General features: G+C 62.0%; 19 protein-coding genes and 1 pseudogene. 12 read left to right on the forward strand and 8 right to left on the reverse strand.

Annotated elements, in window-relative coordinates:
• Positions 1-78 precede the first annotated feature (78 nt).
• Both nirD and nirB read right to left on the reverse strand, forming a co-directional pair.
• The gene (gene nirD, locus PSH59_RS14230) at positions 79-441 is read right to left on the reverse strand and encodes a nitrite reductase small subunit NirD (protein WP_248080824.1); all 363 of its coding nucleotides are present in this window, start codon (positions 439-441) and stop codon (positions 79-81) included.
• Positions 441-2,996 (reverse strand): nitrite reductase large subunit NirB, encoded by a 2,556-nt coding sequence (gene nirB / locus PSH59_RS14235; protein WP_305392972.1) that lies wholly within the window; start codon positions 2,994-2,996, stop codon positions 441-443. The genes nirD and nirB overlap by 1 nt, the downstream gene beginning before the upstream one ends.
• Positions 2,997-3,560: 564 nt before the next feature.
• Between nirB and PSH59_RS14240 the strand changes: the two genes are divergently transcribed.
• Positions 3,561-7,547, forward strand: coding sequence for a bifunctional nitrate reductase/sulfite reductase flavoprotein subunit alpha (locus tag PSH59_RS14240; protein ID WP_305392973.1), 3,987 nt, complete (start codon positions 3,561-3,563; stop codon positions 7,545-7,547).
• A gap of 73 nt (positions 7,548-7,620) precedes the next feature.
• Here the strand turns inward: PSH59_RS14240 and PSH59_RS14245 are convergent, their stop codons facing one another.
• Entirely contained in the window at positions 7,621-7,779 is a 159-nt protein-coding gene (locus tag PSH59_RS14245) for a hypothetical protein (protein ID WP_248080816.1), read from the reverse strand.
• A gap of 115 nt (positions 7,780-7,894) precedes the next feature.
• Here PSH59_RS14245 and PSH59_RS26380 point away from each other — a divergent pair.
• Positions 7,895-8,734, forward strand: a pseudogene (locus PSH59_RS26380) (cache domain-containing protein); the annotation flags it as partial.
• A 198-nt stretch (positions 8,735-8,932) separates the two neighbouring features.
• Positions 8,933-9,637: a methyl-accepting chemotaxis protein gene (locus tag PSH59_RS26385; RefSeq protein WP_370694432.1), complete on the forward strand. Its 705-nt coding sequence runs from the start codon at positions 8,933-8,935 to the stop codon at positions 9,635-9,637.
• A gap of 86 nt (positions 9,638-9,723) precedes the next feature.
• Here PSH59_RS26385 and uvsE read toward each other — a convergent pair whose 3' ends face one another.
• Positions 9,724-10,752: a UV DNA damage repair endonuclease UvsE gene (gene uvsE, locus PSH59_RS14255; RefSeq protein ID WP_248080811.1), complete on the reverse strand. Its 1,029-nt coding sequence runs from the start codon at positions 10,750-10,752 to the stop codon at positions 9,724-9,726.
• Positions 10,753-10,938: 186 nt separating this feature from the next.
• On the opposite strand from uvsE, the gene PSH59_RS14260 reads away from it, so the two are divergent.
• Positions 10,939-11,352, forward strand: coding sequence for a DUF2231 domain-containing protein (locus PSH59_RS14260; protein ID WP_248080809.1), 414 nt, complete (start codon positions 10,939-10,941; stop codon positions 11,350-11,352).
• Positions 11,349-12,641 carry a sorbosone dehydrogenase family protein gene (locus PSH59_RS14265; RefSeq protein WP_305392975.1) on the forward strand — a complete coding sequence of 431 codons (1,293 nt, stop codon included), beginning with the start codon at positions 11,349-11,351 and terminating at the stop codon, positions 12,639-12,641. The genes PSH59_RS14260 and PSH59_RS14265 overlap by 4 nt, the downstream gene beginning before the upstream one ends.
• A 74-nt stretch (positions 12,642-12,715) precedes the next feature.
• On the opposite strand, the gene PSH59_RS14270 is transcribed toward PSH59_RS14265, so the two are convergent.
• Positions 12,716-14,119: an MFS transporter gene (locus PSH59_RS14270; RefSeq protein ID WP_305392976.1), complete on the reverse strand. Its 1,404-nt coding sequence runs from the start codon at positions 14,117-14,119 to the stop codon at positions 12,716-12,718.
• 413 nt (positions 14,120-14,532) lie between these two features.
• On the opposite strand from PSH59_RS14270, the gene proP reads away from it, so the two are divergent.
• The 3 genes from proP to PSH59_RS14290 all read left to right on the forward strand — a co-directional run bounded on the left by proP (position 14,533) and on the right by PSH59_RS14290 (position 19,315).
• Positions 14,533-16,035: a glycine betaine/L-proline transporter ProP gene (gene proP, locus PSH59_RS14280; RefSeq protein WP_248080801.1), complete on the forward strand. Its 1,503-nt coding sequence runs from the start codon at positions 14,533-14,535 to the stop codon at positions 16,033-16,035.
• A gap of 51 nt (positions 16,036-16,086) precedes the next feature.
• Positions 16,087-16,593 (forward strand): GAF domain-containing protein, encoded by a 507-nt coding sequence (locus tag PSH59_RS14285; RefSeq protein ID WP_248080798.1) that lies wholly within the window; start codon positions 16,087-16,089, stop codon positions 16,591-16,593.
• A 142-nt stretch (positions 16,594-16,735) separates the two neighbouring features.
• Entirely contained in the window at positions 16,736-19,315 is a 2,580-nt protein-coding gene (locus tag PSH59_RS14290) for an EAL domain-containing protein (protein WP_305392977.1), read from the forward strand.
• Here PSH59_RS14290 and PSH59_RS14295 read toward each other — a convergent pair.
• The gene (locus PSH59_RS14295; protein WP_305392978.1) at positions 19,308-20,129 is read right to left on the reverse strand and encodes a helix-turn-helix domain-containing protein; all 822 of its coding nucleotides are present in this window, start codon (positions 20,127-20,129) and stop codon (positions 19,308-19,310) included. The two genes, PSH59_RS14290 and PSH59_RS14295, sit on opposite strands and share 8 nt — an antisense overlap.
• 97 nt (positions 20,130-20,226) lie before the next feature.
• On the opposite strand from PSH59_RS14295, the gene PSH59_RS14300 reads away from it, so the two are divergent.
• The 4 genes from PSH59_RS14300 to PSH59_RS14315 all read left to right on the forward strand — a co-directional run bounded on the left by PSH59_RS14300 (position 20,227) and on the right by PSH59_RS14315 (position 24,886).
• Positions 20,227-21,438 (forward strand): MFS transporter, encoded by a 1,212-nt coding sequence (locus PSH59_RS14300; RefSeq protein WP_305392979.1) that lies wholly within the window; start codon positions 20,227-20,229, stop codon positions 21,436-21,438.
• Positions 21,439-21,556: 118 nt separating this feature from the next.
• Positions 21,557-22,687 carry a sensor histidine kinase gene (locus tag PSH59_RS14305; RefSeq protein ID WP_248080791.1) on the forward strand — a complete coding sequence of 377 codons (1,131 nt, stop codon included), beginning with the start codon at positions 21,557-21,559 and terminating at the stop codon, positions 22,685-22,687.
• Positions 22,688-22,783: 96 nt separating this feature from the next.
• Positions 22,784-23,956 (forward strand): GGDEF domain-containing protein, encoded by a 1,173-nt coding sequence (locus PSH59_RS14310; RefSeq protein WP_305392980.1) that lies wholly within the window; start codon positions 22,784-22,786, stop codon positions 23,954-23,956.
• Positions 23,957-23,989: 33 nt separating this feature from the next.
• The gene (locus tag PSH59_RS14315; RefSeq protein ID WP_305392981.1) at positions 23,990-24,886 is read left to right on the forward strand and encodes a M12 family metallopeptidase; all 897 of its coding nucleotides are present in this window, start codon (positions 23,990-23,992) and stop codon (positions 24,884-24,886) included.
• A 51-nt stretch (positions 24,887-24,937) separates the two neighbouring features.
• On the opposite strand, the gene PSH59_RS14320 is transcribed toward PSH59_RS14315, so the two are convergent.
• Positions 24,938-25,360, reverse strand: a complete 423-nt coding sequence (locus PSH59_RS14320) for an MAPEG family protein (RefSeq protein WP_305392982.1) — start codon at positions 25,358-25,360, stop codon at positions 24,938-24,940.
• Entirely contained in the window at positions 25,353-25,658 is a 306-nt protein-coding gene (locus tag PSH59_RS14325; protein ID WP_248080781.1) for a DUF2834 domain-containing protein, read from the reverse strand. The genes PSH59_RS14320 and PSH59_RS14325 overlap by 8 nt, the downstream gene beginning before the upstream one ends.
• Between the last annotated feature and the right edge of the window lie 12 nt (positions 25,659-25,670).

The raw sequence follows: 25,670 nt of genomic DNA on the forward strand, positions 1-25,670 counted from the left end.
CCCTCGCCGTCGTTACAGTGCTCGCCGTTGACTGCTGGGCATCAGGGCGTGCCCCCCCCACCTGAAGACCGTAGTGCATCAGCTCACAGCCAACTCCACCACCCCGCCGTTCAACCGTACCGGCCACACGCGCAAGCGCTGGTGTGGTGCCTCCAGGCACTGCCCATCGTGCAAGCGGTAATGCTGCTTATAGATCGGCGCAGCCACCACCAGATCCCCCTTGATACAACCCACCAAACCACGCCCGATCACATTCGCCCCGGACTCCGGGTCGTGGTTGTCGATGGCGAATAACGTCTGCTCCTGCGCGCCGGGCAGGTAGAACAGTGCCACCTGGGCGCCGTCGAGCCACACCACCACGCCGGAATCGCGCACCAGGTCGGTCTCGTTGCACACGCTTTTCCAGGTAGCCAGGTTGCGCTGCGTATTGGAGTGGCTCATCAGGCAATCTCCTCGATGACGGGAATCAGGTTGAGTTCGGCGGCCATGATCGGCCGACGCTGGCCGCGCTCCTGGACAAAGTGGATGTCCGGGTCGGGGCGTTTGTCGTTGACGAAGGTGCGGAAGCGCTTGAGTTTTTCCGGGTCTTTGAGGGCGTTGGCCCATTCGCATTCGTAGCGGTCGACCACCAATTGCATCTGCGCTTCGAGCTCGGCGCCCAGGCCCAGGCTGTCGTGCAGGATCACGTCTTTGAGGAAGTCCAGGCCGCCTTCCAGGCTTTCGCGCCACACCGAGGTGCGTTGCAGCTTGTCGGCGGTGCGGATGTAAAACATCAAAAAGCGATCGATGTACTTGATCAACGTGGCGTCGTCGAGGTCGGTGGCGAACAGTTCGGCATGGCGCGGGCGCATGCCGCCGTTGCCGGCGATGTAAAGGTTCCAGCCCTTCTCGGTGGCGATCACCCCCACGTCTTTGCTCTGGGCCTCGGCGCATTCACGGGTGCAACCGGACACCGCGAACTTGAGCTTGTGCGGCGAACGCAGGCCCTTGTAGCGGTCCTCGATCAGCAGCGCCATTTTCACGCTGTCCTGCACGCCATAACGGCACCAAGTGCTGCCCACGCAGGACTTCACCGTGCGCGTGGACTTGCCGTAGGCATGCCCGGTTTCGAAACCGGCGGCAATCAGCTCGGCCCAGATATCCGGCAGCTCATGCAGTTGCGCGCCAAACAGGTCGATGCGCTGGCCGCCGGTGATCTTGGTGTAGAGGTCGTATTTCTTCGCCACTTCGCCGATCACGATCAGCTTGTCGGCGGTGATCTCTCCCCCGGGAATACGCGGCACCACCGAGTAGGTGCCGTTCTTTTGCATGTTGGCCATGAACGTGTCGTTGGTGTCCTGCAATGGCACCAGGGAGGCGTCCATGATCGGCTGGTTCCAGCACGAGGCCAGGATTGAGCCCACCGCCGGTTTGCACACGTCGCAACCGGTATGGCCACGGCCGTGTTTGGCCAGCAGTTCTTCAAAGGTGATCACCCCTTCCACGCGCACCAGGGCATACAGTTCCTGGCGGGTGTAGGCAAAGTGTTCGCACAGGCTCTTGTCGACGCTGACGCCTCGGGCGATCAACTCGTGTTCGAAGACTTGCTTGAGCAGCCCGGCGCAGCCACCGCAACCGGTGCAGGCCTTGGTCTGGGATTTGAGTTCGCCAAGGTCGCTGCACCCGGCGTCAATCGCCGAGCAGATCGCGCCTTTGTTGACGTTGTGACACGAGCACACGGTGGCCGATTCCGGCAGCGCGCCAGGGCCCAGGGTTGGCGCGCCGGCCGAGGACGGCAGAATCAGGCTGGCCGGTTCGGCCGGCAGCGCAATCGCGTTCTGCATGTATTGCAGCAAGGTGTCGTAATAGCTGTTGTCGCCCACCAGCACAGCGCCGATCACGTGCTTGCCGCTTGCGTCCACCACCAGGCGGCGGTAGCTGGCGCTGGCCTCGTCGATGAACTGATAGCTGCGCGCGCCGGGTGTGTGCGCATGGGCGTCGCCGATGGAGCCCACATCCACGCCCAGCAATTTGAGCTTGGTCGACATATCGGCGCCGACAAAGGGTTCGGCGGCCTGCTCGCACAGCAATGCAGCCACCCCGCGCGCCATCTGGTAGCCCGGCGCGACCAGGCCGAACAGGCTGCCGTTCCACGATGCGCACTCGCCGATCGCATAAATGTGCGGGTCGCAACTCAAGCATTCATCGTTAATCACCACGCCACCGCGCGGGCCAATCTCCAGGCCGGCCTGACGCGCCAGGGCGTCCTGGGCACGGATGCCGGCCGAGAACACAATCAGGTCGGTTTCGAGGAATTCGTCATTGGCAAAGTTCATGCGGTAGCGGTACTGCTCGCCCGCGCTTATCGACTGGGTGGCGCGGGACAGGTGCACGCCGACGCCCAGTCGTTCGATCTGGGCCTTGAGCGCCAGGCCACCGAAGTCGTCCAACTGCACCGGCATCAAGCGCGGTGCGAATTCCACCACATGGGCTTCCAGGCCGAGGCTTTTCAGCGCGTTGGCCGCCTCCAGGCCCAGCAGGCCACCGCCGACCACCACGCCGCGCCGCGCATTGGCCGCCGCAACGCGGATCGCATCGAGGTCCTGCAAGGTGCGGTACACCAGGCGTGAATCGCCTTCAGCGCCCTCGATCGGCGGCACGAAGGGGTAAGAGCCGGTGGCCAGTACCAGTTTGTCGTACGCCACGCAGCCCTGGGCGGTGATCACCTCGCGGCGCTCGCGGTCGATCTCCAGTACCGGCACACCCAAGTGCAGCGTGATGCCCGGCGTCTGGTACAACGCCGCTTCGGACAGCGCCAGCGACTCGGCATCGCGACCGGTGAAGTACTCGGACAGGTGCACACGGTCATAGGCGCGCATCGGCTCTTCGCTGAACACGTGCAGTTGGTAGCGTTCCAGCGCGCCGCGCTCGATCAGTTGCTCCACACAGTGGTGGCCGACCATGCCATTGCCGACGACGATCAGGGTTTGTTTGCTACTGGCGATCTTGGAGTTCATATCAGCACCCGACAACACTCATCACGGTTAAAAAAAGCAAAAAAAAACGCCTGAAACCTTGCGGTTCCAGGCGTCTTTGCCTGTTCTTATGCGGGATCGGTTCGGACGACTTCGCCGGATCCATCGCTTTATGCCCATGACCTGTTAGGGCCTGTCGATCGTCGTTGACCGAGTGGGATTGCGGGGGAGCTTGCAGGGTCTGTGCCAAACTGGCGAGGCCGCGTGCTCATGGCTGCCGACGCCATTTTAATAGCCCAATCAGCCCGGATTGCGCCTCCAACTGGTGCGCGCCGCCTCAAAAAAGCGCACCTCTGAGCGTGTTGCAGTGAGCGGGCTGGCCTCACTCACCACAGCAAGCCCGCTCACCACACACGTCTTCTCACACCACAACGCCGCGCATGCCAGTGCTTGGAAAAACCTGGCGCGTGACTTGCTAGGAACACCTCAAGAGCAGTCAACGCTGATTGCCCCACACACGACAAAGGCGCCGTGCAACCCCCGTTTACGAACGGCGGGTTGCAGGGCGCTTTTTTGTTGGCGGGTAAAAAGTTTCGAGGGTTACAGATGGCAAACCAAAGCGTACGTAGCGTGTGTCCTTATTGTGGCGTGGGCTGCGGCATCGTCATGCAGGTCGAGCAGAATAAAGTGGTCAAGGTGATCGGCGACACGGCCCACCCCACCAACCTCGGCCGCCTGTGCACCAAGGGCACCACCTGCGGGCAAGCCATCGCCGAGTCCGGACGCATGGAAAATGCCTACTTGCGTGAACACCGCGAGCACGACCCGGTGCGCATCGCCATGGACAAGGCCATCAGCGAAACCGCTGGCCGCCTGCGGCATATCCTCGACCGCGATGGCCCGGACGCACTGGCCTTCTACGTGTCCGGGCAGATGTCGCTGGAAGCCCAGTACCTGATCAACAAGTTAGCCAAGGGCTTTGTCGGCACCCATAACATCGAATCCAACTCGCGCCTGTGCATGGCCAGCGCGGGCAGCGGCTACAAACTGTCACTGGGTGCGGACGGCCCGCCCGGTTCCTATGAAGACTTCGACCGCGCCGAGCTGTTCTTCGTGATCGGCGCGAATATGGCCGACTGTCACCCGATCCTGTTCCTGCGCATGATGGACCGGGTCAAAGCCGGGGCAAAACTGATCGTGGTCGACCCTCGGCGCAGCGCCACGGCGGACAAGGCCGGCCTGTACCTGCCAATCAAACCGGGCACCGACCTCGCGCTGCTCAATGGCCTGCTGCACCTGCTGGTGAAGAACGGCCACACCGATCCGGCGTTTATTGAAGCTTTCACCGACGGCTGGGAGGCGATGCCTGGCTTCCTCGAAGACTACCCGCCGCACACCGTGGCCGAGATCACCGGTCTGGCCGAAGCCGATATCCGCCAAGCCGCCGACTGGATCGGCACAGCCGCCGAGTGGATGAGCTGCTGGACCATGGGCCTCAACCAGAGCACCCACGGCACCTGGAACACCAACGCCCTGTGCAACCTGCACCTGGCCACCGGCGCGATTTGCCGCCCCGGCAGCGGGCCGTTTTCCCTGACCGGCCAGCCCAATGCCATGGGCGGACGCGAGATGGGCTATATGGGGCCAGGCCTGCCAGGACAACGCTCAGTGCTGGTGGAAGCCGATCGCCGATTTATCGAAGACCTGTGGCAGATCCCTCAGAATCGCCTGCCGCGCCAGGCCGGTGGCGGCACCGTGGCGATGTTCGAGCAACTGGCCGCGGGGCAGATCAAAGCCTGCTGGATCATCTGCACCAACCCGGTGGCCAGCGTGCCGAACCGCCAGACCGTGATCGACGGCCTGCGCGCCGCCGAACTGGTGATCACCCAGGACGCGTTCCTCGACACCGAAACCAACCGCTACGCCGATATCCTGCTGCCCGGCGCGCTATGGGCCGAGGCTGAAGGGGTGATGATCAACTCAGAACGCAACCTGACCCTGATGCAAAAAGCCGTCGATGCGCCCGCCGAAACCCTGCCCGACTGGCAGATCATCGCCAGGGTCGCCTGTGCCATGGGCTTTGCCGAGGCGTTCACCTACACCTGCGCCAGCGAGGTGTTTGAAGAAATCAAACACGCCTGGAACCCCAAGACCGGCTACGACATGCGCGGCGCCAGCTACGCCCGCCTGCGTGAACAACCGCTGCAATGGCCCTGCGCATCCAACGAGGCAGCGCCGCGCAACCCGATCCGCTACGCGCACAACGGCACACTCACCTTCGCCACCGACACCGGCAAAGCCCGGTTCTACCCTCGGCCGCACATGCCACCGGCGGAACTGCCAAATGACGCTTTCCCCTTCGTGCTCAACACCGGCCGTGTGCAGCACCAGTGGCACACCCTGACCAAGACCGGCAAGGTCGCCACCCTGAACAAACTCAACCCCGGCCCCTTCGTGGAAATCCACCCCGAGGATGCCGCGCGCCTGGGCATCCGTGCCAAGGACCCGGTGGAAGTGCGCTCCCTGCGTGGGCGCGCGGTGTTGCCCGCCGTGATCACCGACCGGGTACGCCCCGGCAACTGCTTTGCGCCCTTTCACTGGAACGACGTGTTTGGCGAGCACTTGGCGATCAATGCCGTGACCCACGACGCCGTCGACCCGATTTCGCTGCAGCCGGAGTTCAAGTGCTGCGCCGTCGCACTGGCCCGTGTCGAACTGATCGAGCACCGCTTTCTCGAGCAACCGGCCGCCGCCGCCCATGCCCTTGCAGAGGCCCCCGCCATGTCGCGCTTCGACGCCTTCGCCGAACTCACCGGCATCCGCGACCTGCCGGCACCGGCCCTGTGCGACAGCGAACGCACCTACCTCGCTGGTTTCCTCAACGGCCTGCAATCCGGTGCCGCGCGCCAGGCCAAGGGTGTGCCAGTGATGCCGGCCAGTGCGCCGTTGACCCAGGACGCCCGATTGTGGCTGGACGGTTTGCTCGCGGGCTTGTTCAGCCGCAGCGAAACCGCCCCTGCGCCCTCCCCCGACGTCACCTTGTTGTGGGCCTCGCAGACCGGCAACGCCCAAGCCCTGGCCGAACGCTGCGCCAGGCGCCTGCGGGAAGCAGGCATCAGCGTCGAACTGAGCGCGATGGCAGACTTCCCCGCCAGCCGATTGGCCAGCACCCAAACCCTGGCGTTGATCAGCAGCACCTTTGGCGACGGCGATCCACCGGACAATGGCGAAGCGTTCTGGCACGGCCTCAGCAGCATTGGAACGCGACTGGAGTCCCTGCGCTTTGCCGTGCTGGCCCTGGGCGATCCGAACTATGACCAGTTCTGCCGGCACGGCAAAAGGCTTGACCAGCGCCTGTTGGAATTGGGCGCCACGCGCCTGCTGGAACGGGTCGACTGCGACACCGACTTCGAAGAACGCGCCGACGCCTGGCTGACGCGCCTCCAGCATACCCTCAACCCGGCCAAACCCATCACCCAGGCCACCCCCGCCGGCAAAACCAAGCTGCATGGTTCGCGCCTGTTGCTCAACCGGCACTTGAACCCCGACAGCCGGCACAAGGAAACCCGCCAGTTCGCCCTCGACCTGGCGGACTCCGGGCTCACCTACGAAGCCGGCGACGCCCTGGGCGTGCGCCCGCGCAACTGCCCCGAGCTGGTGAGCGAACTGCTTGACCTGACCCACCTGAGCGCAGGCACGCTGGTGAACATCGACACCTTCGGGGACGTGCCGCTGCAACAGGCGCTCACCCAACACTTCGAAATCGCCCGGCCCAGCAGCGAGACCCTCGCCTTTATCGCGCAGCGCAGCGCCAACGCGGGCCTTGAACAGTTGCTGCGCCCCGAGCACAAGGCTGAGCTCAAAGACTGGCTGTGGGGCCGGCAACTGGTGGATGTGCTGCAGCACTACCCCATCGACTGCACGGCGGACGAACTGCTCGGCACCCTCAAGCGCCTGCAACCGCGCCTGTATTCGATTGCCTCCAGCGCCAAGGCCTACCCGCAGCAAGTGCACCTCACCGTGGCCGCCGTGCGCTACGGCAAGCGCAAGGGCGTGTCGTCGACCTTCCTGGCAGACCGCGTTGGTGACGACGAAGTCCCGGTGTTCGTGCAGCCGTCCAAGCACTTCCGCACGCCAGGCGACGGTGAGGTGCCGATGATCATGATCGGGCCCGGCACAGGCGTGGCGCCGTTTCGCGCGTTCTTGCAGGAACGCCGGGCAATGGGGCATCAGGGCCGCAACTGGCTGTTTTTTGGGGAGCAGCACGCCGCCAGCGACTTCTATTACAAGGACGAGCTGCAAGGCCTGCAGCACGACGGTCTGCTCACCCACTTGAGCCTGGCGTTTTCCCGCGACCAGGCCCAGAAGATCTACGTGCAGGACCGCATCCGTGAGCACGGCGCCGAGCTGTGGCGCTGGCTGCAGGACGGCGCCAGGCTGTACGTCTGCGGCGACGCGAGCCATATGGCCAAGGACGTCGACCAGGCACTGCGCCAAGTGGCGCAAACCCACGGCGGGCTTGGCGCAGAAGACGCGGTGGACTACTGGCGGCAATTAAGTGAGCAGAAACGTTATCTGCGTGATGTGTACTGATTGGATACAGAACAATCGGGTTTTGTATTGTGTACAAAAAACCCTAAAGGTTTAGCCGGTACGCGCCGAAACATCAGTCATAGCAAATCGCCGCGCTTGGCTTGCGCAAGACGACGGTTTGGCCGCCCTCCACGTTGATGGTCGTTTCGATGAAAATAAAAAATAAGCTAGTGCTGGCTTTTGTCTCTGTCGCGTTCATCCCGGTAAGCCTGGTGGCGGTGATTTCTGTCATGAACACACGGACCCAGGCGGTCGACCAGTTTATCGACGGCAGCACCCGGGAAATCCGCCAGATCGACGGCAATATCCGCCAGTTCTTCGACGGCACACTGCAGAACGTCGATCAAATGGCGACCGATCCTGTGTACACCTCCATCAACACCTTAAAGAACTACCAACCCGCCGACGCGGCCAGCCTGCCCATGCCTGCCCAAGCGCAAAGCGTGATCGACCGCTTCGCACGCTACGGCGCGACCCACCCGGCAGCCGCCATCCTGTCCATCGGCCTGGAGGACGGCACCTACGTCAAATGGCCGGATGACCCGCAACTGGCCAAGTACGACCCACGCGCGCGCCCCTGGTACAAAGCGGCGATGGCCAGCCCCGGCAAAACCGTGCGCACCCCGGCGTACTACTACGACAAAGACGACGTGGCCCTGGTGGGCACCGCACGCGCATTGCTGGATAACGCCGGCAAAGCCAAGGGCGTGTTCGTGGTCAGCGTGTCGCTGAAAAACCTCACCGAGTTGGTCAAGAGCATCAAGCTTGGCGAAAGCGGCTACGTGATGCTGATCGAAGACGGTGTGGTGTTGGTGGACCCACGGGACGCCGCCCACAGCTTCAAGCCGCTCAAAGACCTGGGCGCGCCCTATGCGCACCTGGCGGATACGCCTCAGGGTTCCACCGACGTGGAGATCGACGGCGTGCGCTACATGGCCAACGTGTGGACCTCGCCCGGCCTGGGCTGGCGCTACATCGGCCTGATCGAACACAACGAAGTGATGGCCGAAGCCACGCGCATGACCTACGTCACGGCGGTCATCGTTGGTGTGCTGGTACTGGTCTTCGGCTTGCTCGCGGCGGCGTTTTCCAAAGTGATCGTCAAGCCAATCGGTCAGGTCAGCAGCGGTTTGCAGTCCATCGCCGAGGGCGAAGGCGACCTGCGCCACGCGTTGCAGGTGCAAGGCAAAGACGAAACCGCCGAACTGGCGGGCTGGTTCAACAAGTTTCTTGCCGCGATTCGCCAGTTGATCCAGCACATTGGCGCGGCCTCGGCCAATTTGCAGAACGCCTCGAAGGTCAACAGCGAGGTCGCGCACAACATGAACGAAGCCGCCGGGCGCCAGCGTGAGGCAGTGGAACTGGTCTCGACGGCGTTCAACGAGATGGTCGCCACGGCCAACGAGGTTGCGCGCTCGTGCAGCGGCGCGGCGGAGTCTGCCGAGAACGGCCATCGCCGCGTGGCCGAAGGCAAACAGCAGATCGAACAGACCACCGATAACGTCAACCGCCTGGGACGTCGCCTGACCGAATCGTCCGAGGCGATGGTCGAGCTGGAAGCCGGCAGCCGCAGTATCAACCAGATCATCGGCACCATCCGCGCGATTGCCGAACAGACCAACCTGCTGGCGCTCAACGCCGCCATCGAAGCGGCCCGCGCGGGTGACCAGGGTCGAGGTTTCGCCGTGGTGGCTGACGAGGTCCGCGCGCTGGCCAAACGTACGTCCGACTCCACCGGCGAGATCGAGCAACTGCTCGGCACCCTGGGCAGCAAGACCGAAGAAGTCACGCAAAAAATGGGCAGTTGCCTGGACCTGTCACGGGCCAGCGTGTCGTCCATCGAAAGCGCGCGGGACAGCTTTGAAGGCATCCAGTTGTCGGTAAATGAAATCCGCGACCAGAACCTGCAAATTTCCGCCGCCGCCGAGGAACAACACAGCGTGGCCGAAGAGATCAACCGGCATATCCAGCAGATCTACGACGAAGCGCGCCTGGTGGAAAGCCTGGCCAACTCGGCGCAGGACGACTCGGGACGCTTATCCGATCTGTCGGATGAGCTCAATGGCTTGGTAGGCCGCTTCAAGTCCTGATAAGCGCGGCAACCTGACGCCCTTCGCAGCCCTCACAGGTATCCCCTGTGGGGGCTCAGGAGTTCCAGCGAGGCATCGACGACTTTCTAGCCCGAGTGACGCTTGAAATGCTCGTAGAACGCCAACGCTGCCACGTTCTTGTCCTTGGCTTCGAGCATGATGTCGAAGCGGTCGAAAAACTGCAGTGCGTAGTCGTTGGTCCAGCGATTCCACATCTGCGCGCTGTGGCCGTACAGATCGCGCTTGGCGACTACCTGCAACAGCGGCTCCATTTCCAGTTTGTGTTCGGCGTCAAAACCCAGTTCCTGCAAGCTTTCCTGGGGTTGGGAGTAGTGCATTGTCGGGCGCACACCGCGCCAGCTGTCGATCACCCGCGCCACACGCGGCGAGTCGGGGTCAATGTAGTGGTTTTCGTTGATCCAGCAGTGGTGGATGTCCAGCACCACCGGTGCCAGGTCGGCCACTTGCAGGCAGTGATCAAGGCCGTAGGTCTTTTCATCGTTCTCGAAGGTGATGCAATTGCGCGCCGCCTCTGACAGGCGCGACCAGACTGCGCGGGTGCCTTCCACCCCAAGACGGCCGGCGATGTGCACGTTGCACTTGAGGTCCTGGAAGCGCCGGCCATAGCCCATCATGCGGATCATGTCGGCGTGGTATTCGAACTCGGCGAGGCTGTTTTCCACCACGCCGGGGTTTTCCGAACCGAGCACGCAGTACTGGCCGGGATGGAACGACAGGCGAATATCCGCAGCACGCGCCAGTTCGCCGATGGCAGCGAAGCCGTCGATCAATTGGCGTTCGATGGCGGGGTCTTTGTACACCGCGGCCACTTTCGGGTGGCTGTAGAACGGCAGCAAATCACTGCTCAGGCGCAGCATGTGCAAGGTCGGTGGCAGTTCAGCCACATAGGCCAGCAAGCGCAATTGCGCGGCCAGGTTATGGGTGACCACTTCGACCAGTTTGTCGCGGGCGACACGGGCGTCGACGCTGTCCATCCAGCGCAGTGTGGTGGTGCGCGGATTGAAGGGCCCCTCGATCAATTTCAAGGCACTGGCGGACAACAGGCGTTCGGGGTGCTTGTACTGGCAGGGGAAGCCGATGCGAGGATGAGTCATGAAAGCGCCTGCACTCGAGGAAAGGAACGAATGATACGGCCTTAGGCCCAGGCTCAATCAAGCGGGTTCATAATATTTAGACATCAATCACGCTGAACTTTCCTACTTGCGGCGTGCTCATTTCCTATGTGCTGCCCCACCCAGGGGTGTTGGATAACACGTTGGAAAACAAGGAGCCGCCCCACCATGACTACCCTCTCCACTTACCGGCCCATGCCAGGTCCACTGCACGCGACCTTGCTCGCCGGCACCGTGCCGTTGTTTCTCGGGGCCTTGCTCAGTGATATTGCCTACGGCCAGACCTACCAGATTCAATGGGCCAACTTCGCCGCCTGGCTGATTGCCGGCGCGCTGGTCTTTGCTGGGTTTGCGTTGTTGTTCGCGCTCGTCAACCTGTTGCGCGCCGAACACAAGACCGGGCAACCGCTCGCCTACTTCCTGCTCTTGTTGGCGGCCTGGGTGCTGGGGCTCGTCAATGCCTTCCAGCATGCCAAGGACGCCTACGCCATGATGCCCGCCGGCCTGGTGCTGTCGGTGATCGTCACCGTGCTGACCCTCGCGGCGACCTTTACCGGCCTGCGTTGCGGAGGTGCCAAATGAACCCATCCAGCACATTGACCCTGCTGAGTGCCGCCCTGCTGCTCAGCGCCTGTGGCGGTGACGGTGATCCAACCCAGGCCCGTGGCCCGGACCCAAAACTGCCGGAGCAGCAAAGCAGCCTGGTACCGAGCATGAAGATCGCCGAACCCAGCCCCTGGGGCGAGCAAAAGCCCAAGGTGCCCGAAGGCTACAGCGTCACCGCCATCGCCACTGACCTGGCGATCCCGCGCCAGACCTTGGTGCTGCCCAACGGTGACATCCTGGTCGCCGAAGGCCGGGGCGGCAGCGCAGCCAAGCTCAAGCCCAAGGATGTGATCGCCAGCGTGATGAAGGCCCAGGGCAATACCAAGGTCAAAGGCGGCAACCGCCTGACCCTGCTGCGTGATGCCGACGGTGATGGCACCTACGAACTGAAAACCGTATTTGCCGAAAACCTCAACGCGCCCTACGGCCTGGCGTTCGCCGACGGCAAACTCTACGTGGCCAACCAGGATGCGCTGGTGCGTTTCGACTACACCGACGGCCAGACCAAGGCCAGCGGCGCGCCGACCAAAGTCACCGACCTGCCGGCGCAGATCAACCACCACTGGACCAAATCGCTGGCTATCAGCGCCGACGGGCGCCAGCTGTACGTGGGCATCGGCTCCAACAGCAACGTCACCGAGCGCGGCATGGAAGTGGAAATCGACCGCGCCATGGTCTGGCAGATCGACGCCGCCACCGGCGCCCACAAGCCCTACGCCACCGGTCTGCGCAACCCGACCGCGCTGACCATCCAACCCGACTCCGGGCAACTGTGGACGGTGGTCAACGAACGCGACGAACTGGGCCCGGACCTGGTGCCGGACTACCTGACCTCGGTGCGTGAAGGCGCGTTCTATGGCTGGCCTTACAGCTACTGGGGCCAGAACGTCGACCCGCGCGCGCAACCGCAGAACCCGGCGAAAGTCGCCGCCGCGATCAAACCGGACTACAGCCTCGGTTCACACGTGGCGGCCTTGGGCGTGGACTTCTCCATCCCGGCCATGGGCGAGAAATTCGCCGACGGCGTATTCGTCGGCGAGCACGGCAGTTGGAACCGTCCGAACCCTGTTGGCTACAAGGTGATCTTCGTGCCGTTCAGCAATGGCAAGCCTGCGGGCGAGCCGATTGACTTCGCCACCGGCTTTCGCGGTGATGACGGCAAGACCCGTGGCCGCCCGGTGGGCGTGACGGTGGATCCCAAAGGTGCGCTGATCATTGCCGATGACTTGGCCAATACGGTGTGGCGGGTGACGCGTAAACCCTGACTCAACGAGCAGACCGTGGCGCAGGCTGGCCGAAAACGGCCGACCTGCGCCACGGGGTCTCGCTGAACAGCGCATTACAAGTCCGTGATTTCCTTGTGGCGCGGCACCAACACCTTCATCACGCTCCAGGCCACCAGGTAGGCCAGCGCACAGATGGCGAACATGATCATGTAGCCGGTATGGATGTCGTTGATCGATTTGTAATAGTCGAACACCCAACCGCCGATCTTGGTCATCACCACACCGCCCAGGCCACCGGCCATGCCGCCAATACCGACCACCGATGCCACGGTTTTCTGCGGGAACATGTCAGACACGGTGGTGAAGATGTTGCACGACCAGGCCTGATGCGCAGACGCACCCACGCCGATCAGCAACACCGGCACCCAGAAACTGATGTAACCCAGCGGTTGCGCCAGCAACACCACCAGCGGGAACAGCGCGATCACCAACATGGCTTTCATACGGCCGTCGTACGGCGCATCGCCGCGCGCCATGAAGTAGCTGGGGAACCAGCCGCCGCCGATGCTGCCAACCATGGTCATGCTGTACAACACGGCCAGGGGCACGACGATATCCGCGCCTTTCATTGCGTACTGCGCCGACAGGTAAGTGGGCAGCCAGAACAGGAAGAACCACCACACGCCATCGGTCATGAACTTGCCGAAGGCAAAGGCCCAGGTCTGGCGGTAAGTCAGCAGTTTGAACCACGAGACTTTCTTCGCGACGGTACCGGCAGATGCCTCGGTGAACGGCTGCACGGCCTGGTCGCTGCGGATATAGGCCAGTTCCTCGGCCGACAGGCGTTTTTGCTGCTCGGGCTTTTCATACACGGCGGCCCACACGGCCACCCACAGAAAGCCGAGCATGCCGATCACCATAAAGGCGGCTTCCCAGCCCCACATACCCGCGATCAAAGGCACGCAGATCGGCGCCAGAATCGCGCCGACGTTGGCGCCGGAGTTGAAAATACCGGTGGCAAACGAGCGTTCTTTCTTCGGGAAGTACTCGGCCGTGGCTTTAATGGCGATGGGAAAGTTGCCCGCCTCGCCAATCGCCAGCACCGCGCGCGACAGCATGAAACCGGCAATCGACACCGGGATCACCGCCAGGCCGATCGCACCGCTGATGGCGGCAATGCCCTCGCCCATCGGCACGGAGAACGCGTGCATGATCGCGCCGGTGGACCAGATCGCAATCGCGACCACGTAGGCCGCCTTGGTGCCGATTTTGTCGACGAAGCGCCCAGCGAACAGCATGGAGATCGCATAGACAAACTGAAACACCGCCGCGATGTTGGCGTAGTCGGTGTTGCTCCAGCCAAATTGCGTCGACAACTGCGGTGCCAGCAGGCTAAGCACCTGCCGGTCGAGGTAATTGACGGTGGTGGCGAAAAACAGCATCGCGCAGATGGTCCAGCGATAGTTGCCGACCGCCTGGCCAACACGATGGGCACTGATGGGCTCGTTCAGATTCATGGCATCACTTTTTATTTTTGTTAGGTAGGACATATGTAACGTCATATGTCGTCGTACAACTGCCGCTTTTATATCGAGCCTCCTACCCTGTGTCAATCGGAAAGATTGCGCTATACCCCGCTATCGCTTGGGTATCAAATGTGTCGGATTTGATCAGTTGTAGGATGACATCTGCATAACACCCGACTTGGCGGCTGACCGGGCCCATCGTTCAGCGCGCCGATGCACGGCATACCGACCTTTTCCAGCACACGGATAGACACGGCGTGGTCAGGCCGCGCCCGCCCGAATACCTCGCTGTGCAAAAAAATAGCCGAAGCGGTGAATTTTTTCGTGTCCGCTTGTATCTGAACTGACAGAGCGGTGCTATCGCTGTGATAGCACCACCCCAGTTCAGTTTTAGAGTGGTTCGCATGAAATTACGTAAGAAAAGCGTCAAACCCATCGGGTTGAACGACATCACCATCGTTGACGACACCAAAGTGCGCAAGGCCATCACCGCCGCCGCACTGGGTAACGCCATGGAATGGTTCGACTTTGGCGTCTACGGGTTCGTCGCCTACGTGTTGGGCAAGGTGTTCTTTCCCGATGCCTCCCCCAGCGTCCAAATGATCGCGGCACTGGGTACGTTCTCCGTGCCCTTCCTGATTCGCCCCCTCGGCGGCCTGTTTTTCGGTGCGCTGGGCGATAAATACGGGCGACAGAAAGTCCTCGCGGCGACCATTGTGATCATGTCGCTAAGCACCTTCGCCATCGGCCTGATCCCCGGGTACGCCTCCATCGGCATCTGGGCGCCGATCCTGCTGTTGCTGTGCAAGATGGCCCAAGGCTTCTCGGTGGGCGGTGAATACACCGGCGCATCGATCTTCGTCGCCGAATACGCGCCGGACCGCAAGCGCGGGTTCCTCGGCAGTTGGCTGGACTTCGGCTCGATTGCCGGCTTCGTGCTGGGTGCGGGCGTGGTGGTGCTGATCTCCAGCGTGCTGGGTGAGGCTGAATTTGAAGCCTGGGGCTGGCGCCTGCCGTTCTTCCTGGCGCTGCCCCTGGGCATCATCGGCCTGTACCTGCGCCATGCGCTGGAGGAAACCCCGGCCTTCCAACAGCACATGGACAAGCTTGAACAAGGCGACCGCGAAGGCCTGAGCCACGGTCCCAAAGTGTCCTTCAAGGAAGTTGCGACCCAGCACTGGCGCAGCCTGTTGACCTGTATCGGCATCGTCGCGGCCACCAACGTGACGTACTACATGCTGCTCACCTACATGCCGAGCTACCTGTCCCATAACCTGCACTACAAAGAAAACAGCGGCGTACTGATCATCATCGCGATCATGGTCGGCATGCTGTTCGTGCAGCCGTTCATTGGGTTTATCAGCGACAAGATCGGGCGCAAGCCGTTCATCATCGCCGGCAGCGTAGGTTTGCTGTTTCTGTCGATCCCGGCGTTCATGCTGATCACCAGCGGCAAAATCGGGCTGATTTTTGCCGGCCTGCTGATCCTGGCGGTAATCCTCAACTTCTTTATCGGTGTGATGGCCTCGACCCTGCCGGCGATGTTCCCTACCCACCTGCGCTACAGCGCACTGGCCAGCGCGTTCAACGTCTCGGTGTTGATTGCCGGCGTTACGCCAACCGCCGTAGCGTGGTTGGTGGAAAGCACCAACGACCTGTACATGCCGGCTTATTACCTGATGGTGTTCGCCGTGGTCGGCCTGATCACCGGCCTGACCATGAAGGAAACCGCCAACAAACCCCTGCGCGGTGCGGCCCCGGCCGCGTCGGATATGGAAGAAGCCAAGGAGCTGTTGCAGGAACACCACGACAATATCGAGCAGAAGATCGAAGACATCGACGCCGAGATTGCCGAGCTTGAAGCCAAACGCAAGACTCTGGTGCAGCAGCACCCGCGTATCAACTAAGACCTGACCGCGCGTGGTGGCCTGAACCACCACGCCTTTGGAGTGTTCAGCATGCTTTCCAGCGTCACCGCCCCACAATCGCTGCTCAGCGCAGATGAACGCGCTGCTATCGCCGAAATCGAAGCCACCACCAGCATCCTGCAATTGGTCACCCGCCTGACGGGCATGCGCTTTGCCGGCATCGCCAAGTTCACCGACCTCGAATGGGTGGTCTGCTCGGCGCATGACACCATGGACATGGGGATCCATGTCGACGACGTGCTCGAGCTGGAAACCACCTTGTGCAGCGAGTTCTGCATCAACCCCCAGACCCTGTTCGTCCCCCAAATCAGCGCCAACGGCCGCTTTGCGGCGCGCCCGGTGGTCAAGCAATTCGCCATCGAGAGTTACGCCGGCGCGCCGATCTTCCTGCCTGACGGGCGCCTGTTCGGTGCACTGTGCGCGCTGGACTCCAGAGCGATGCTGTTTGACGACCCCAACCTGCCGGAAACCCTGAGCCTGTTCGCGCGGCTGATTGGTTGCATTTTCTTCGCTAACTTGACGACGAATGATCGCTGAGCGACGCCTTGCCGGGCAGCCCGGCATCACGCGTCAGCGACCACGCACAGCGTCTGAGCCGCGCCTGAGGCGCTAAATATTTGCCCCGGGCCGCCGATAGCCTTTCATACCCCTGACTGACAGCGTGGCCCTGCGCGAAACAATGCCTAACTCCCTTGCTCCTATCGTTCGTTCGCTGTCCACGCGCACCAGCCTGTCGCTGACGCGCACGTCACTGTTCAATTTCATGATCCTGCTGGCGGGCGTTTTTGCGGCAGCGGCCTATTCGCTGATTTACCTCGCCCATGACATGGACCAGTCGGAGCAGGCCGAAAGCGCGTTTCACACCCGCAAAGCCATGCAGTCCATGGAAAAATCCATGCGCCTGACCGTCAAGGACTATGCGTTCTGGAGCGATGCCTACAAGCATTTGCACCTCAAGGTGGACAACGAGTGGGCCTATACCCGTGGCAATATCGGCGCCACGCTGTTCCAGGACTTCGGTTTCCAGGGCCTGTTTGTGGTCGACGACGCCGGGCGCACGGTGTATGCGGTGGTGGACGGCCAACTGCAAACCCTTGACCTCACCGAATGGCTCGACCAGCCCATCACCCAACTGCTCGAACAAGCGCGGGCCGGCGTAGAAAGCGAAACACCGATAAGCACCCTGATCAATGTGCGCGGCAGCCCGGCGCTCGTTGCCGCCGCCGCCATCACCACAGGCACCGATCCGACCGTGGTCGCCGATGACCGAGAGCCGTCGGTGCTGATCTTCGTCGACATCCTCGACAGCGCGAAACTGGGCGTAATCGGCGATGACTTCGGTGTGGATAAACTGCACATCGCCACGCCGGAAGAAATCGCCAAGGGCACGTTTTTGCCCCTCGGCGACAACGGCAGCGCCGGCAGTTTGTACTGGCAGCCCGAACAACCCGGCAGGCGTCTGATCGGTGTCGGCCTGCCGCTGCTGGGCCTGGCCGCCCTGCTAGTGTGCCTGATGACCTGGGTGATTTTGCGCCGCAGCACGGCCGCCGCCCTTGCCCTTGACGCCAGCCACGCGTCGCTGCAAAACAGCCGGAGCGCCTTGGCCACCAGCGAAGCGCGCTTTCGCGATGTGGTGGAGGCCAGTTCCGATTGGGTCTGGGAGATCGATACCGAGTTGCGCTTCACCTATTTGTCGGAGCGTTTCGAAAGTGTCACAGGGCTGGCCCGCGACGTGTGGGTGGGTGCGGCCATGAACGATCTGCTGATCACCGAAGCCGGGCGGTTATCGCAATGGTTTTGCAACCCCCAGCGAAGCCCGGACCTCAACGTACAGTGCCTTTACCTCGATGCCCAAGGCCAGGAACGCACCACTCGGCTGGCGGCGCGGCAAATGCCGTGTGGGGGGTTTCGTGGCACGGCCACCGACGTCACCGAAGAAGTCGAGGCGCGGCGGCGCATCGAGTTTTTGTCCCAGCATGATGCGCTGACCGGCCTGCCCAACCGCACGCGCCTGCAAGCCTTTCTCGACGGCAAGCTCAAGGCGCTGCCGACTCCGGAGCGCCCTTTGGTCATGCTCAGTCTGGATCTGGACCGCTTCAAACCCGTGAATGATTTGCTCGGGCATGCCGCCGGCGACCGCGTGCTCAATGAAGTGTCGAGCCGTCTGACCGCTTGCGTGCGCCACGGTGACCTGGTGGCGCGGGTCGGCGGCGATGAGTTTGTGTTGATCCTCAACGAGGCCGGCACCCAGGATGAAGTCGAGAACCTGTGCGGGCGGCTGATTGCGGCCATCGAACAGGCCATTTGCATTGACGAGCAGGAAGTCTTTATCAGCGCCAGCATCGGCATTGCGCTGGCACCCAATGACGCCGTTGAAGTCGCTGAGTTGCTGCGCTACGCGGACATTGCGCTCTACGAAGCCAAGGCCGCCGGGCGCAATACCTGGCGCTTTTATTCGGGTGAAATGAACGCACGGATCATCGAGCGCCGCCGCCTGGAGAGCGACCTGCGGTACGCGATCAAGCACGGCGAATTGCGCTTGCACTTTCAACCGCGTTATCGCATTGCCGATGGGCAGATGGTCGGCGCCGAAGCGTTGGTGCGCTGGCAGCACCCGGTACGCGGCCTGATCGCACCGGACACCTTTATTGCGATAGCCGAAGAGTCGGGGTTGATCCTGTCGTTAAGCGATTGGGTGCTGGCCACCGCCTGCGCCTGTGCCGCCGAATGGCCGGATAACCTGTTTGTGTCGGTGAACCTGTCGCCCATCGAGTTCAAACGCGGTGATCTGGTACAGCGCGTACACCACGCACTGAACACCTCGGGCATCGACCCGGCGCGGGTGGAGTTGGAGATCACCGAGAGCGTGATGCTCGAAGACGCGGTGGGCGCGCTGGAGATCATGCACACCCTCAAACAGCTGGGCGTGCGCATTGCTATGGATGATTTCGGCACCGGTTATTCATCCCTCAGCTACCTGCGCGCCTTCCCGTTCGACGGCTTGAAGATTGACCGCAGCTTCCTCACCCGCCTGGAAGACAGCGCAGACGACAAGGCTATCATCCAGGCCATCGTCGGACTGGGTCGTGCCCTGGCGCTGACCGTAACCGCCGAAGGCATCGAAACCGCCGAACACCTGGCCATGCTCAAGGCGGTGGCCTGTGATGAGGGCCAAGGCTACTTCCTCAGTCGGCCGATGGACGTCACTGCGTTCAACGGCCTGCTGGCCGATGATCGCCGGCACACGCAACCTATTTGAGGAACTGACTCGGCGTCTTGCCGAATTGCTTCTTGAACATGCTGGTAAAGGCGCTGGGGCTTTCATAACCAAGAGCCAGGGCCACATCGATAATCTTCTCTCCCAGCGCCATGCGCTCCAGTGCCAGCAGCAGGCGTGCCTGCTGGCGCCACTGGCCAAAGGTCATGCCGGTTTCCTTGCGAAACAGGCGCTGAATGGTTTTTTGGTCCAGCTCCAGGCGCTCACTCCAGTGCGCCACGGTGGAGGCATCGCCGGGGTCCTGTTGCAGGGCCTGGCAAATGCGCTGAATACGCACGTCGCCAGGCTGCGGCAGGGATAACGGCAAGGCCGGCAAGAGGGCCAGTTCGTCGAGGATCAGGTGCATGATGCGCGCATCCCGCGAGTCCTCGGCATACGGCGGTTTCAAGCTGACCGAGGCTTTGATCAACTCGCTCAGCAGTGGCGAGATGCTCACCACCTTGGTCTCGGTGGACAAATTGGCGAAGCTGTCGGCGCGCACAAACACGCTGCGCATTTTCAATGCGCCGACGCAGCGCAGAGAATGCACATGCCCGCTGGGCATCCAAAAACCGCGGTTGGGGGGCACTGTCCATTGGCGCTGCGCCGAGTGCACGACCATGACCCCTTCGGTGGCGTAGAGCAGTTGGTGCTTCTCGTGGCTATGCTCGGGGATCAGCCAGTTTTGCGGATAATCGGTGGCCGAACTGATCACGGACCACTCGGCCTCGTCGATCTCTTGCAGGAATTTATCCAGGGATTTGATCATTTCGCCCTTTTTGCGACAGTTGCCGCCCCGATTTCGTGAGACAGGCATTTTTGGCGAATCTAGCATGAATGCCGAAACAATTTGAAATGGGCAACCGGCACACGTACCGGTTGCGCCTGTTCGCTGCCTTGTATGGAATGCCTGCATGTCGACACTTACCGCGTCACCCGCTGCTGCACCCAGTACGCCCCAAGTAAGCCCGCTGGTCATGCGCATCCTCGGCGCCTGCGCCCTGGCGCATCTGATCAATGACCTGATCCAGGCGGTGTTGCCGTCGATCTATCCAATGCTCAAGGCCAACTACGGCCTGACGTTTGCCCAGGTGGGGATGATCACCCTGACCTTTCAACTGACCGCCTCGCTGCTGCAGCCGTGGATCGGCTACCACACCGACCGCCATCCCAAGCCCTGGCTGTTGCCGGCCGGCATGGTGTGCACCTTGATCGGTATTTTGCTGCTCGCGTTCGTCGGCAGTTTTCCGCTGATCCTGTTGGCGGCAGGGCTGGTGGGCGTGGGCTCGTCGACCTTCCACCCGGAAACCTCCCGCGTGGCGCGCCTGGCTTCGGGCGGTCGCTATGGCCTGGCGCAGTCAACCTTCCAGGTCGGCGGCAACACCGGCAGCGCGTTTGGCCCCTTGTTGGCGGCGGCGATCATCATCCCCTACGGCCAGGGCAATATCGCCTGGTTCGGCCTGTTTGCGGTGTTTGCGATCTTCGTGCTCTACGGCCTGAGCCGCTGGTACCGCAATCACCTCAATCTGTTCAAGCTCAAACAAGGCGGCCAGGCCACCCACGGCCTGTCCAAAGCCCGCGTGACCTTTGCCCTGGTGGTGTTGGCCGTACTGGTGTTCTCCAAGTACTTCTACATGTCCAGCCTCACCAGCTACTTCACCTTCTACCTGATTGAAAAGTTCGGCCTGTCGGTGGCCAACTCGCAGCTGTACCTGTTCCTGTTCCTGGGTGCGGTCGCTGCCGGGACGTTCTTCGGCGGCCCGATCGGCGATCGGATCGGCCGCAAGAAAGTCATCTGGTTTTCTATCCTCGGCGCCGCGCCCTTCACCCTGGCGCTGCCCTACGTCGACCTGTTCTGGACCGCCGTGCTCAGCGTGGTGATCGGTTTTATCCTGGCCTCGGCGTTCTCCGCCATCGTGGTGTTTGCCCAGGAACTGGTGCCGGGCAATGTGGGGATGATCGCCGGTGTGTTCTTCGGTCTGATGTTCGGCTTCAGCGGCATCGGCGCCGCGTTGCTGGGGCTGCTCGCGGATAACCACGGCATCGAGTACGTGTACAAACTGTGCTCGTTCCTGCCGCTGGTGGGCATTCTGACGGTCTTGCTGCCGTCGACTAAAGGCGTTTAGCCATCTCGCTGCACAGTGTCAACGCACTGCGCAGCGCTACCGCGGCCGAATCGTGCTTAAATCCCTGTTTGGCAGCTCCGCGCGCGCTCTGCGTATTGCCACTTGCAAGGATCACCGCATGCGCCTGTCGGACTTTATCCTCAGTAACCTCGAACCGATCCTGCAGGACTGGGAAGACTTCGCCGCTACGATCCAGACACCAGGTATCGCCCTGGACCAGGAGGGTCTTCGCGATCACGCCGCGCAAATGCTGCAGGCCATCGTCGACGACCTGCGCACCAAGCAGACGATGCAGGAGCGGCTGGACAAAGCCCAGGGCCTGGCCCCGCAGCAAGACACCGAAACCCCTGCCGAAACCCACGCCGTAACACGCTTGATGGCGGGTTTTTCCATCGACCAAATGGTGTCCGAGTACCGCGCGCTGCGCACCAGTGTGCTGCGCCAGTGGCTCAGGCACATCAAGGGCAACACGGCGCTGGACGTGGAAGACATGAACCGTTTTCACGAAGCGATTGACCAGGCCCTCGCCGAATCCATCGCCAGCTATTCGCGCGCGGTGGAAGCCTCGCGCAATGTGTTCCTGGGTATTCTCGGTCATGACTTGCGCACGCCCCTGGGCGCTATTCTGCTGGGCGCCGACATGCTCAGACGCGCGCCATCGGGCAGCGACCGCGACATCCGCGTCGCCGGGCAAATCTACACCAGCGTTCAGCGCGCCAGCCAAATCGTGGGCGACCTCCTCGACCTGACGCGCTGCCAGATGGGCCCGGGCATTCCGGTAAGGCGCGTACAGGTCGACCTCGCGCCGATCTGCGAGCGCATCGTGGCAGAGATCCAGGCGTTTGATCCGAAGGCAATGCTGCGCTTTGAATCACATACGGCGGCGGTTGGCCTGTTCGACGGCGCGCGAATGGAACAGGTGTTTTCCAACATCATCAGCAACGCGGTGCATCACGGTGATCGGCACGCCCCCATCAACGTTGCGCTGACCGTCACGCAAGACAGCTGCGTGTTCAGCGTGCACAACCACGGCAACCCGATCCCGAACGACGTGCAGCCCTTCATTTTCAACCCCATGGGACGTTTTTCCCAACGTGCGGTGATTGAGCAAGGCCCTACCGAAGGGCTGGGCCTGGGCCTGTTTATCGCCTCCGAAATCGTCGCCTCCCACCAGGGGCTGATTGAAGTCGAATCAGACCGCCAAAGCGGCACGCTGTTTCGCGTGACGGTGCCGCTGAACGGCGCATGATTGCCGCAGTAGCCGTTCGCCACTTACGCTCCGAAAACGCCTGCACAACGCCTATAATCGCGCGTGTCCACGTCCCTCAGGCAGATTCGGCAGCACATGACACTCGACCCACCCACCATTTTGGCGCTCACCGTGGCCCTTGCGGCTGCGGCCGCGCTCTACCTCACCGTTGAATGGCGCAGCGTGCGTGAACCGTCGCTGCTGCTGTGGAGCGCCGGTTTCGCCACGATCACCGTCGGTTCCACCCTGGCCCTGCTGCGTATCAACGGTTCTCTAGTGATCGGTATCTGGTTTGCCAATGGCTTGTTGGTGACCGCGCACTTTCTGTTTTTACTCGGCGTAGCCCGGTTTACCCAAAGCCGCTTGTCGCCGGCATGGTTCCTGATGCCCTTGGTCTGGTTCGGCATGCTCGCGCTACCCGCCGACCAGGCATGGTCCAAGGCCATGCTGGCAGTGCAGTCACTGTTGGTCGCCCTGCCCACCCTGCGCGCCAGTTTCCTGTTGCGGCCCCATGGCCGGTCGTTGAGCGTGGGCGCGGTGCAGCTGCGTTTCGTGCTGCTGATTCATGGGCTTTTTTATCTGGCCAAGGCGCTGTCGGTGGTGATCCCCGGCACCCTGATCGACTTGGCCGCATTCAAGGGCGAGATCATCCAGGTGTCCCTGGTGGAAGGCGCCATGGCGATCATGCTGATTGCGTTGTCCATGACCGGCTCCGAGCGCTACCGCCGTGAACAACAGATCGCGCGCCTGGCCGCCCGCGATCCACTCACCGCCCTGTACAACCGCCGTGCCCTCGACCTGCGAGCACCGCGCCTGTTGGCCCAGATCACGCCGGCCCAGCCGGGCGCGCTGCTGCTGATCGATATCGACAACTTCAAATCGGTCAACGACCTCCATGGCCACACCGCTGGCGACCGCCTGCTGATCGCCCTGAGTGAAATGATCCGTGGCATCGTGCCTCGGGGCGCCGTAGCGGCGCGCTTGGGTGGGGACGAGTTTGTGATTTTGCTCAACCAGGCCTCTGCCGAGCAGATCGTTGAACTGGGCAGTGCCTTGCGCGAGCAGTTTCAACACTTGGCTGCGCAAAGCTTCAGCACGCCGCAGCCAGTGACGTTGAGCATAGGCGCGAACCTGTTCGACCAGCCGCCAGCGAGCCTGACAGCGTTGATCGAACAGGGCGATTCGACGTTGTATGAATCCAAACGTGCCGGGCGCGACCGTATTCGGTTGGTGGATCGCACGGTGGGCCGCGCTAACGGCGCATCCTGACAACCGCCGCCTGCGGGGGCGGTGGCCTGCTGCGTGAAGTGGAAGTGGAACTGGATCGTTGATCACACCACAGACTCCAAGCGATTCAACATCAGCCTGGGGCGTGAGCTGCCTTATGAAAGAGGACGATCTGTGATCAACGGTAATTTTGCAATTAATGGGCACATCGGTCCGCCGCGCCAAGTCCAGCCCCCTACTGAACAACACGACACCACGCCAGTCTCGCGTGCCAAACGCGGCATCGCCAACACGGGCAAGCTATGGCCGCAAAACAGAGTGGTTACGGTCTCCTTCATGGACGTGCCGTCGCGCGCTCGACGCCTTATAAAACAATGCGCCGCCACTTACTCACCGCTGGTCAACATACAATTCAAGTTTGTTAAGGACCCTGACGCTGATATCCGCATATCGACGCACGAGGACATACAAGGGAACTGGTCGTGTCTGGGCACAGACGCCTTGAAAGTGCCCAAACACAAACCCACCATGCACTTCGATATCCAACACACGACTGAAACGATGTTAGCCATGACCGTACTCCATGAATTCGGGCACGCGCTGGGCCTGGAACACGAGCATCAACATCCGGACAGAACCCTGGATTTCAACACGCCGAAAACGTACACCATTTACAAAGACAGTACGGGCTTGGACAAAATAAAGATTTACTTGAATGTCCTTAAAAAACTGAACAGGGCCGAACACACATACTCAGCGTACGACGCCAACTCCATCATGCATTACAACTTCCCCGCCAGCGTGCTCTGGAAGCAAGACGCCACCGGGGATAACTTAGTGCTTTCGGAACAGGACAAAGCGTTTCTGGCGACCCTCTACCCCCTCGCGCCGCCGCCGTCCGAAGACGTCAACACCCTCAAAGAACTGGTCCGTTTTCTGTCCGGCTTGCTGCTTTCCCCGCTCTCGGCATGACGCGGCCAGCCGCACCGGCGTATCTGCAACGCGTTATCGGGCGGGCTCTGTTCAGGCCAGCCGGCCAATTGTCAGCGCGCCAAGCGCGAACAAACACACCACCCCTAGCCCATACGCCAGTGTGCGCCACGGCTGCCAACCGGCCAGGTAAGTCAGCGTGTGCACCAGCCTGGCCAACGTGAAGCCGCCGAAGCACCAGGCTGTCGCCACCGCGGGTGTCTGCAGCGCGACGCACAGCCCGCCCAGCGCAAAAAACACGGGGATGTTCTCCAAGTCGTTGGCCCACGCTTTGCTCGCCCGCCCTACCTGCGGAAGCTCGACAGCCCGCACAGCGCGCTTGAGGAATGCCGCATCTTCAGGGTTGGTAAACGCCAGCCGCCGAAGGCGGAAAAACCCCTGGTAGCAGGAAACCGCGAACATCTTCAGGCACAGCACCAGCACACACAGGGCATACAAACGCAGCAGCTCATTCATCGCGCACTCCGTTCACCACGAGGTAGAGCAGCGGCCCCACGGACACGAACACGGCCGTCAGCACCAGGTACGGCAGCACCGAAGCAGCCGAACGCCCACGTCGGCGCGTATCGCGGTACATCCACACCCCCGCCAGCGCTGCCATCAAATACAGGTCGATCAGCACTTGCGCGGTGTCCGGCCGTGACATCAGTTCCTGCCCAAAGGCCAGCAGCGATTGCTCGGCCGTCAACATCGTCACCAGGGTGTACAGCGAAAACCCAAGCAGAGCGGCCAGGGCGAGAGAGGATCGTTGCATGGTCTGTTCCTT

It is taken from the genome of Pseudomonas sp. FP2309, assembly GCF_030687575.1.
In the GTDB taxonomy this organism is placed as follows: domain Bacteria; phylum Pseudomonadota; class Gammaproteobacteria; order Pseudomonadales; family Pseudomonadaceae; genus Aquipseudomonas.

Bases quoted from the DNA above. Each gene is read 5' to 3' on its own strand.
- nirD (WP_248080824.1), bottom strand. From the start codon at position 441: ATGAGCCACTCCAATACGCAGCGCAACCTGGCTACCTGGAAAAGCGTG.
- nirB (WP_305392972.1), bottom strand. From the start codon at position 2,996: ATGAACTCCAAGATCGCCAGTAGCAAACAAACCCTGATCGTCGTCGGC.
- PSH59_RS14240 (WP_305392973.1), top strand. From the start codon at position 3,561: ATGGCAAACCAAAGCGTACGTAGCGTGTGTCCTTATTGTGGCGTGGGC.
- PSH59_RS14245 (WP_248080816.1), bottom strand. From the start codon at position 7,779: ATGACAGAAATCACCGCCACCAGGCTTACCGGGATGAACGCGACAGAG.
- PSH59_RS26385 (WP_370694432.1), top strand. From the start codon at position 8,933: ATGGTCGCCACGGCCAACGAGGTTGCGCGCTCGTGCAGCGGCGCGGCG.
- uvsE (WP_248080811.1), bottom strand. From the start codon at position 10,752: ATGACTCATCCTCGCATCGGCTTCCCCTGCCAGTACAAGCACCCCGAA.
- PSH59_RS14260 (WP_248080809.1), top strand. From the start codon at position 10,939: ATGACTACCCTCTCCACTTACCGGCCCATGCCAGGTCCACTGCACGCG.
- PSH59_RS14265 (WP_305392975.1), top strand. From the start codon at position 11,349: ATGAACCCATCCAGCACATTGACCCTGCTGAGTGCCGCCCTGCTGCTC.
- PSH59_RS14270 (WP_305392976.1), bottom strand. From the start codon at position 14,119: ATGAATCTGAACGAGCCCATCAGTGCCCATCGTGTTGGCCAGGCGGTC.
- proP (WP_248080801.1), top strand. From the start codon at position 14,533: ATGAAATTACGTAAGAAAAGCGTCAAACCCATCGGGTTGAACGACATC.
- PSH59_RS14285 (WP_248080798.1), top strand. From the start codon at position 16,087: ATGCTTTCCAGCGTCACCGCCCCACAATCGCTGCTCAGCGCAGATGAA.
- PSH59_RS14290 (WP_305392977.1), top strand. From the start codon at position 16,736: ATGCCTAACTCCCTTGCTCCTATCGTTCGTTCGCTGTCCACGCGCACC.
- PSH59_RS14295 (WP_305392978.1), bottom strand. From the start codon at position 20,129: ATGCCTGTCTCACGAAATCGGGGCGGCAACTGTCGCAAAAAGGGCGAA.
- PSH59_RS14300 (WP_305392979.1), top strand. From the start codon at position 20,227: ATGTCGACACTTACCGCGTCACCCGCTGCTGCACCCAGTACGCCCCAA.
- PSH59_RS14305 (WP_248080791.1), top strand. From the start codon at position 21,557: ATGCGCCTGTCGGACTTTATCCTCAGTAACCTCGAACCGATCCTGCAG.
- PSH59_RS14310 (WP_305392980.1), top strand. From the start codon at position 22,784: ATGACACTCGACCCACCCACCATTTTGGCGCTCACCGTGGCCCTTGCG.
- PSH59_RS14320 (WP_305392982.1), bottom strand. From the start codon at position 25,360: ATGAATGAGCTGCTGCGTTTGTATGCCCTGTGTGTGCTGGTGCTGTGC.
- PSH59_RS14325 (WP_248080781.1), bottom strand. From the start codon at position 25,658: ATGCAACGATCCTCTCTCGCCCTGGCCGCTCTGCTTGGGTTTTCGCTG.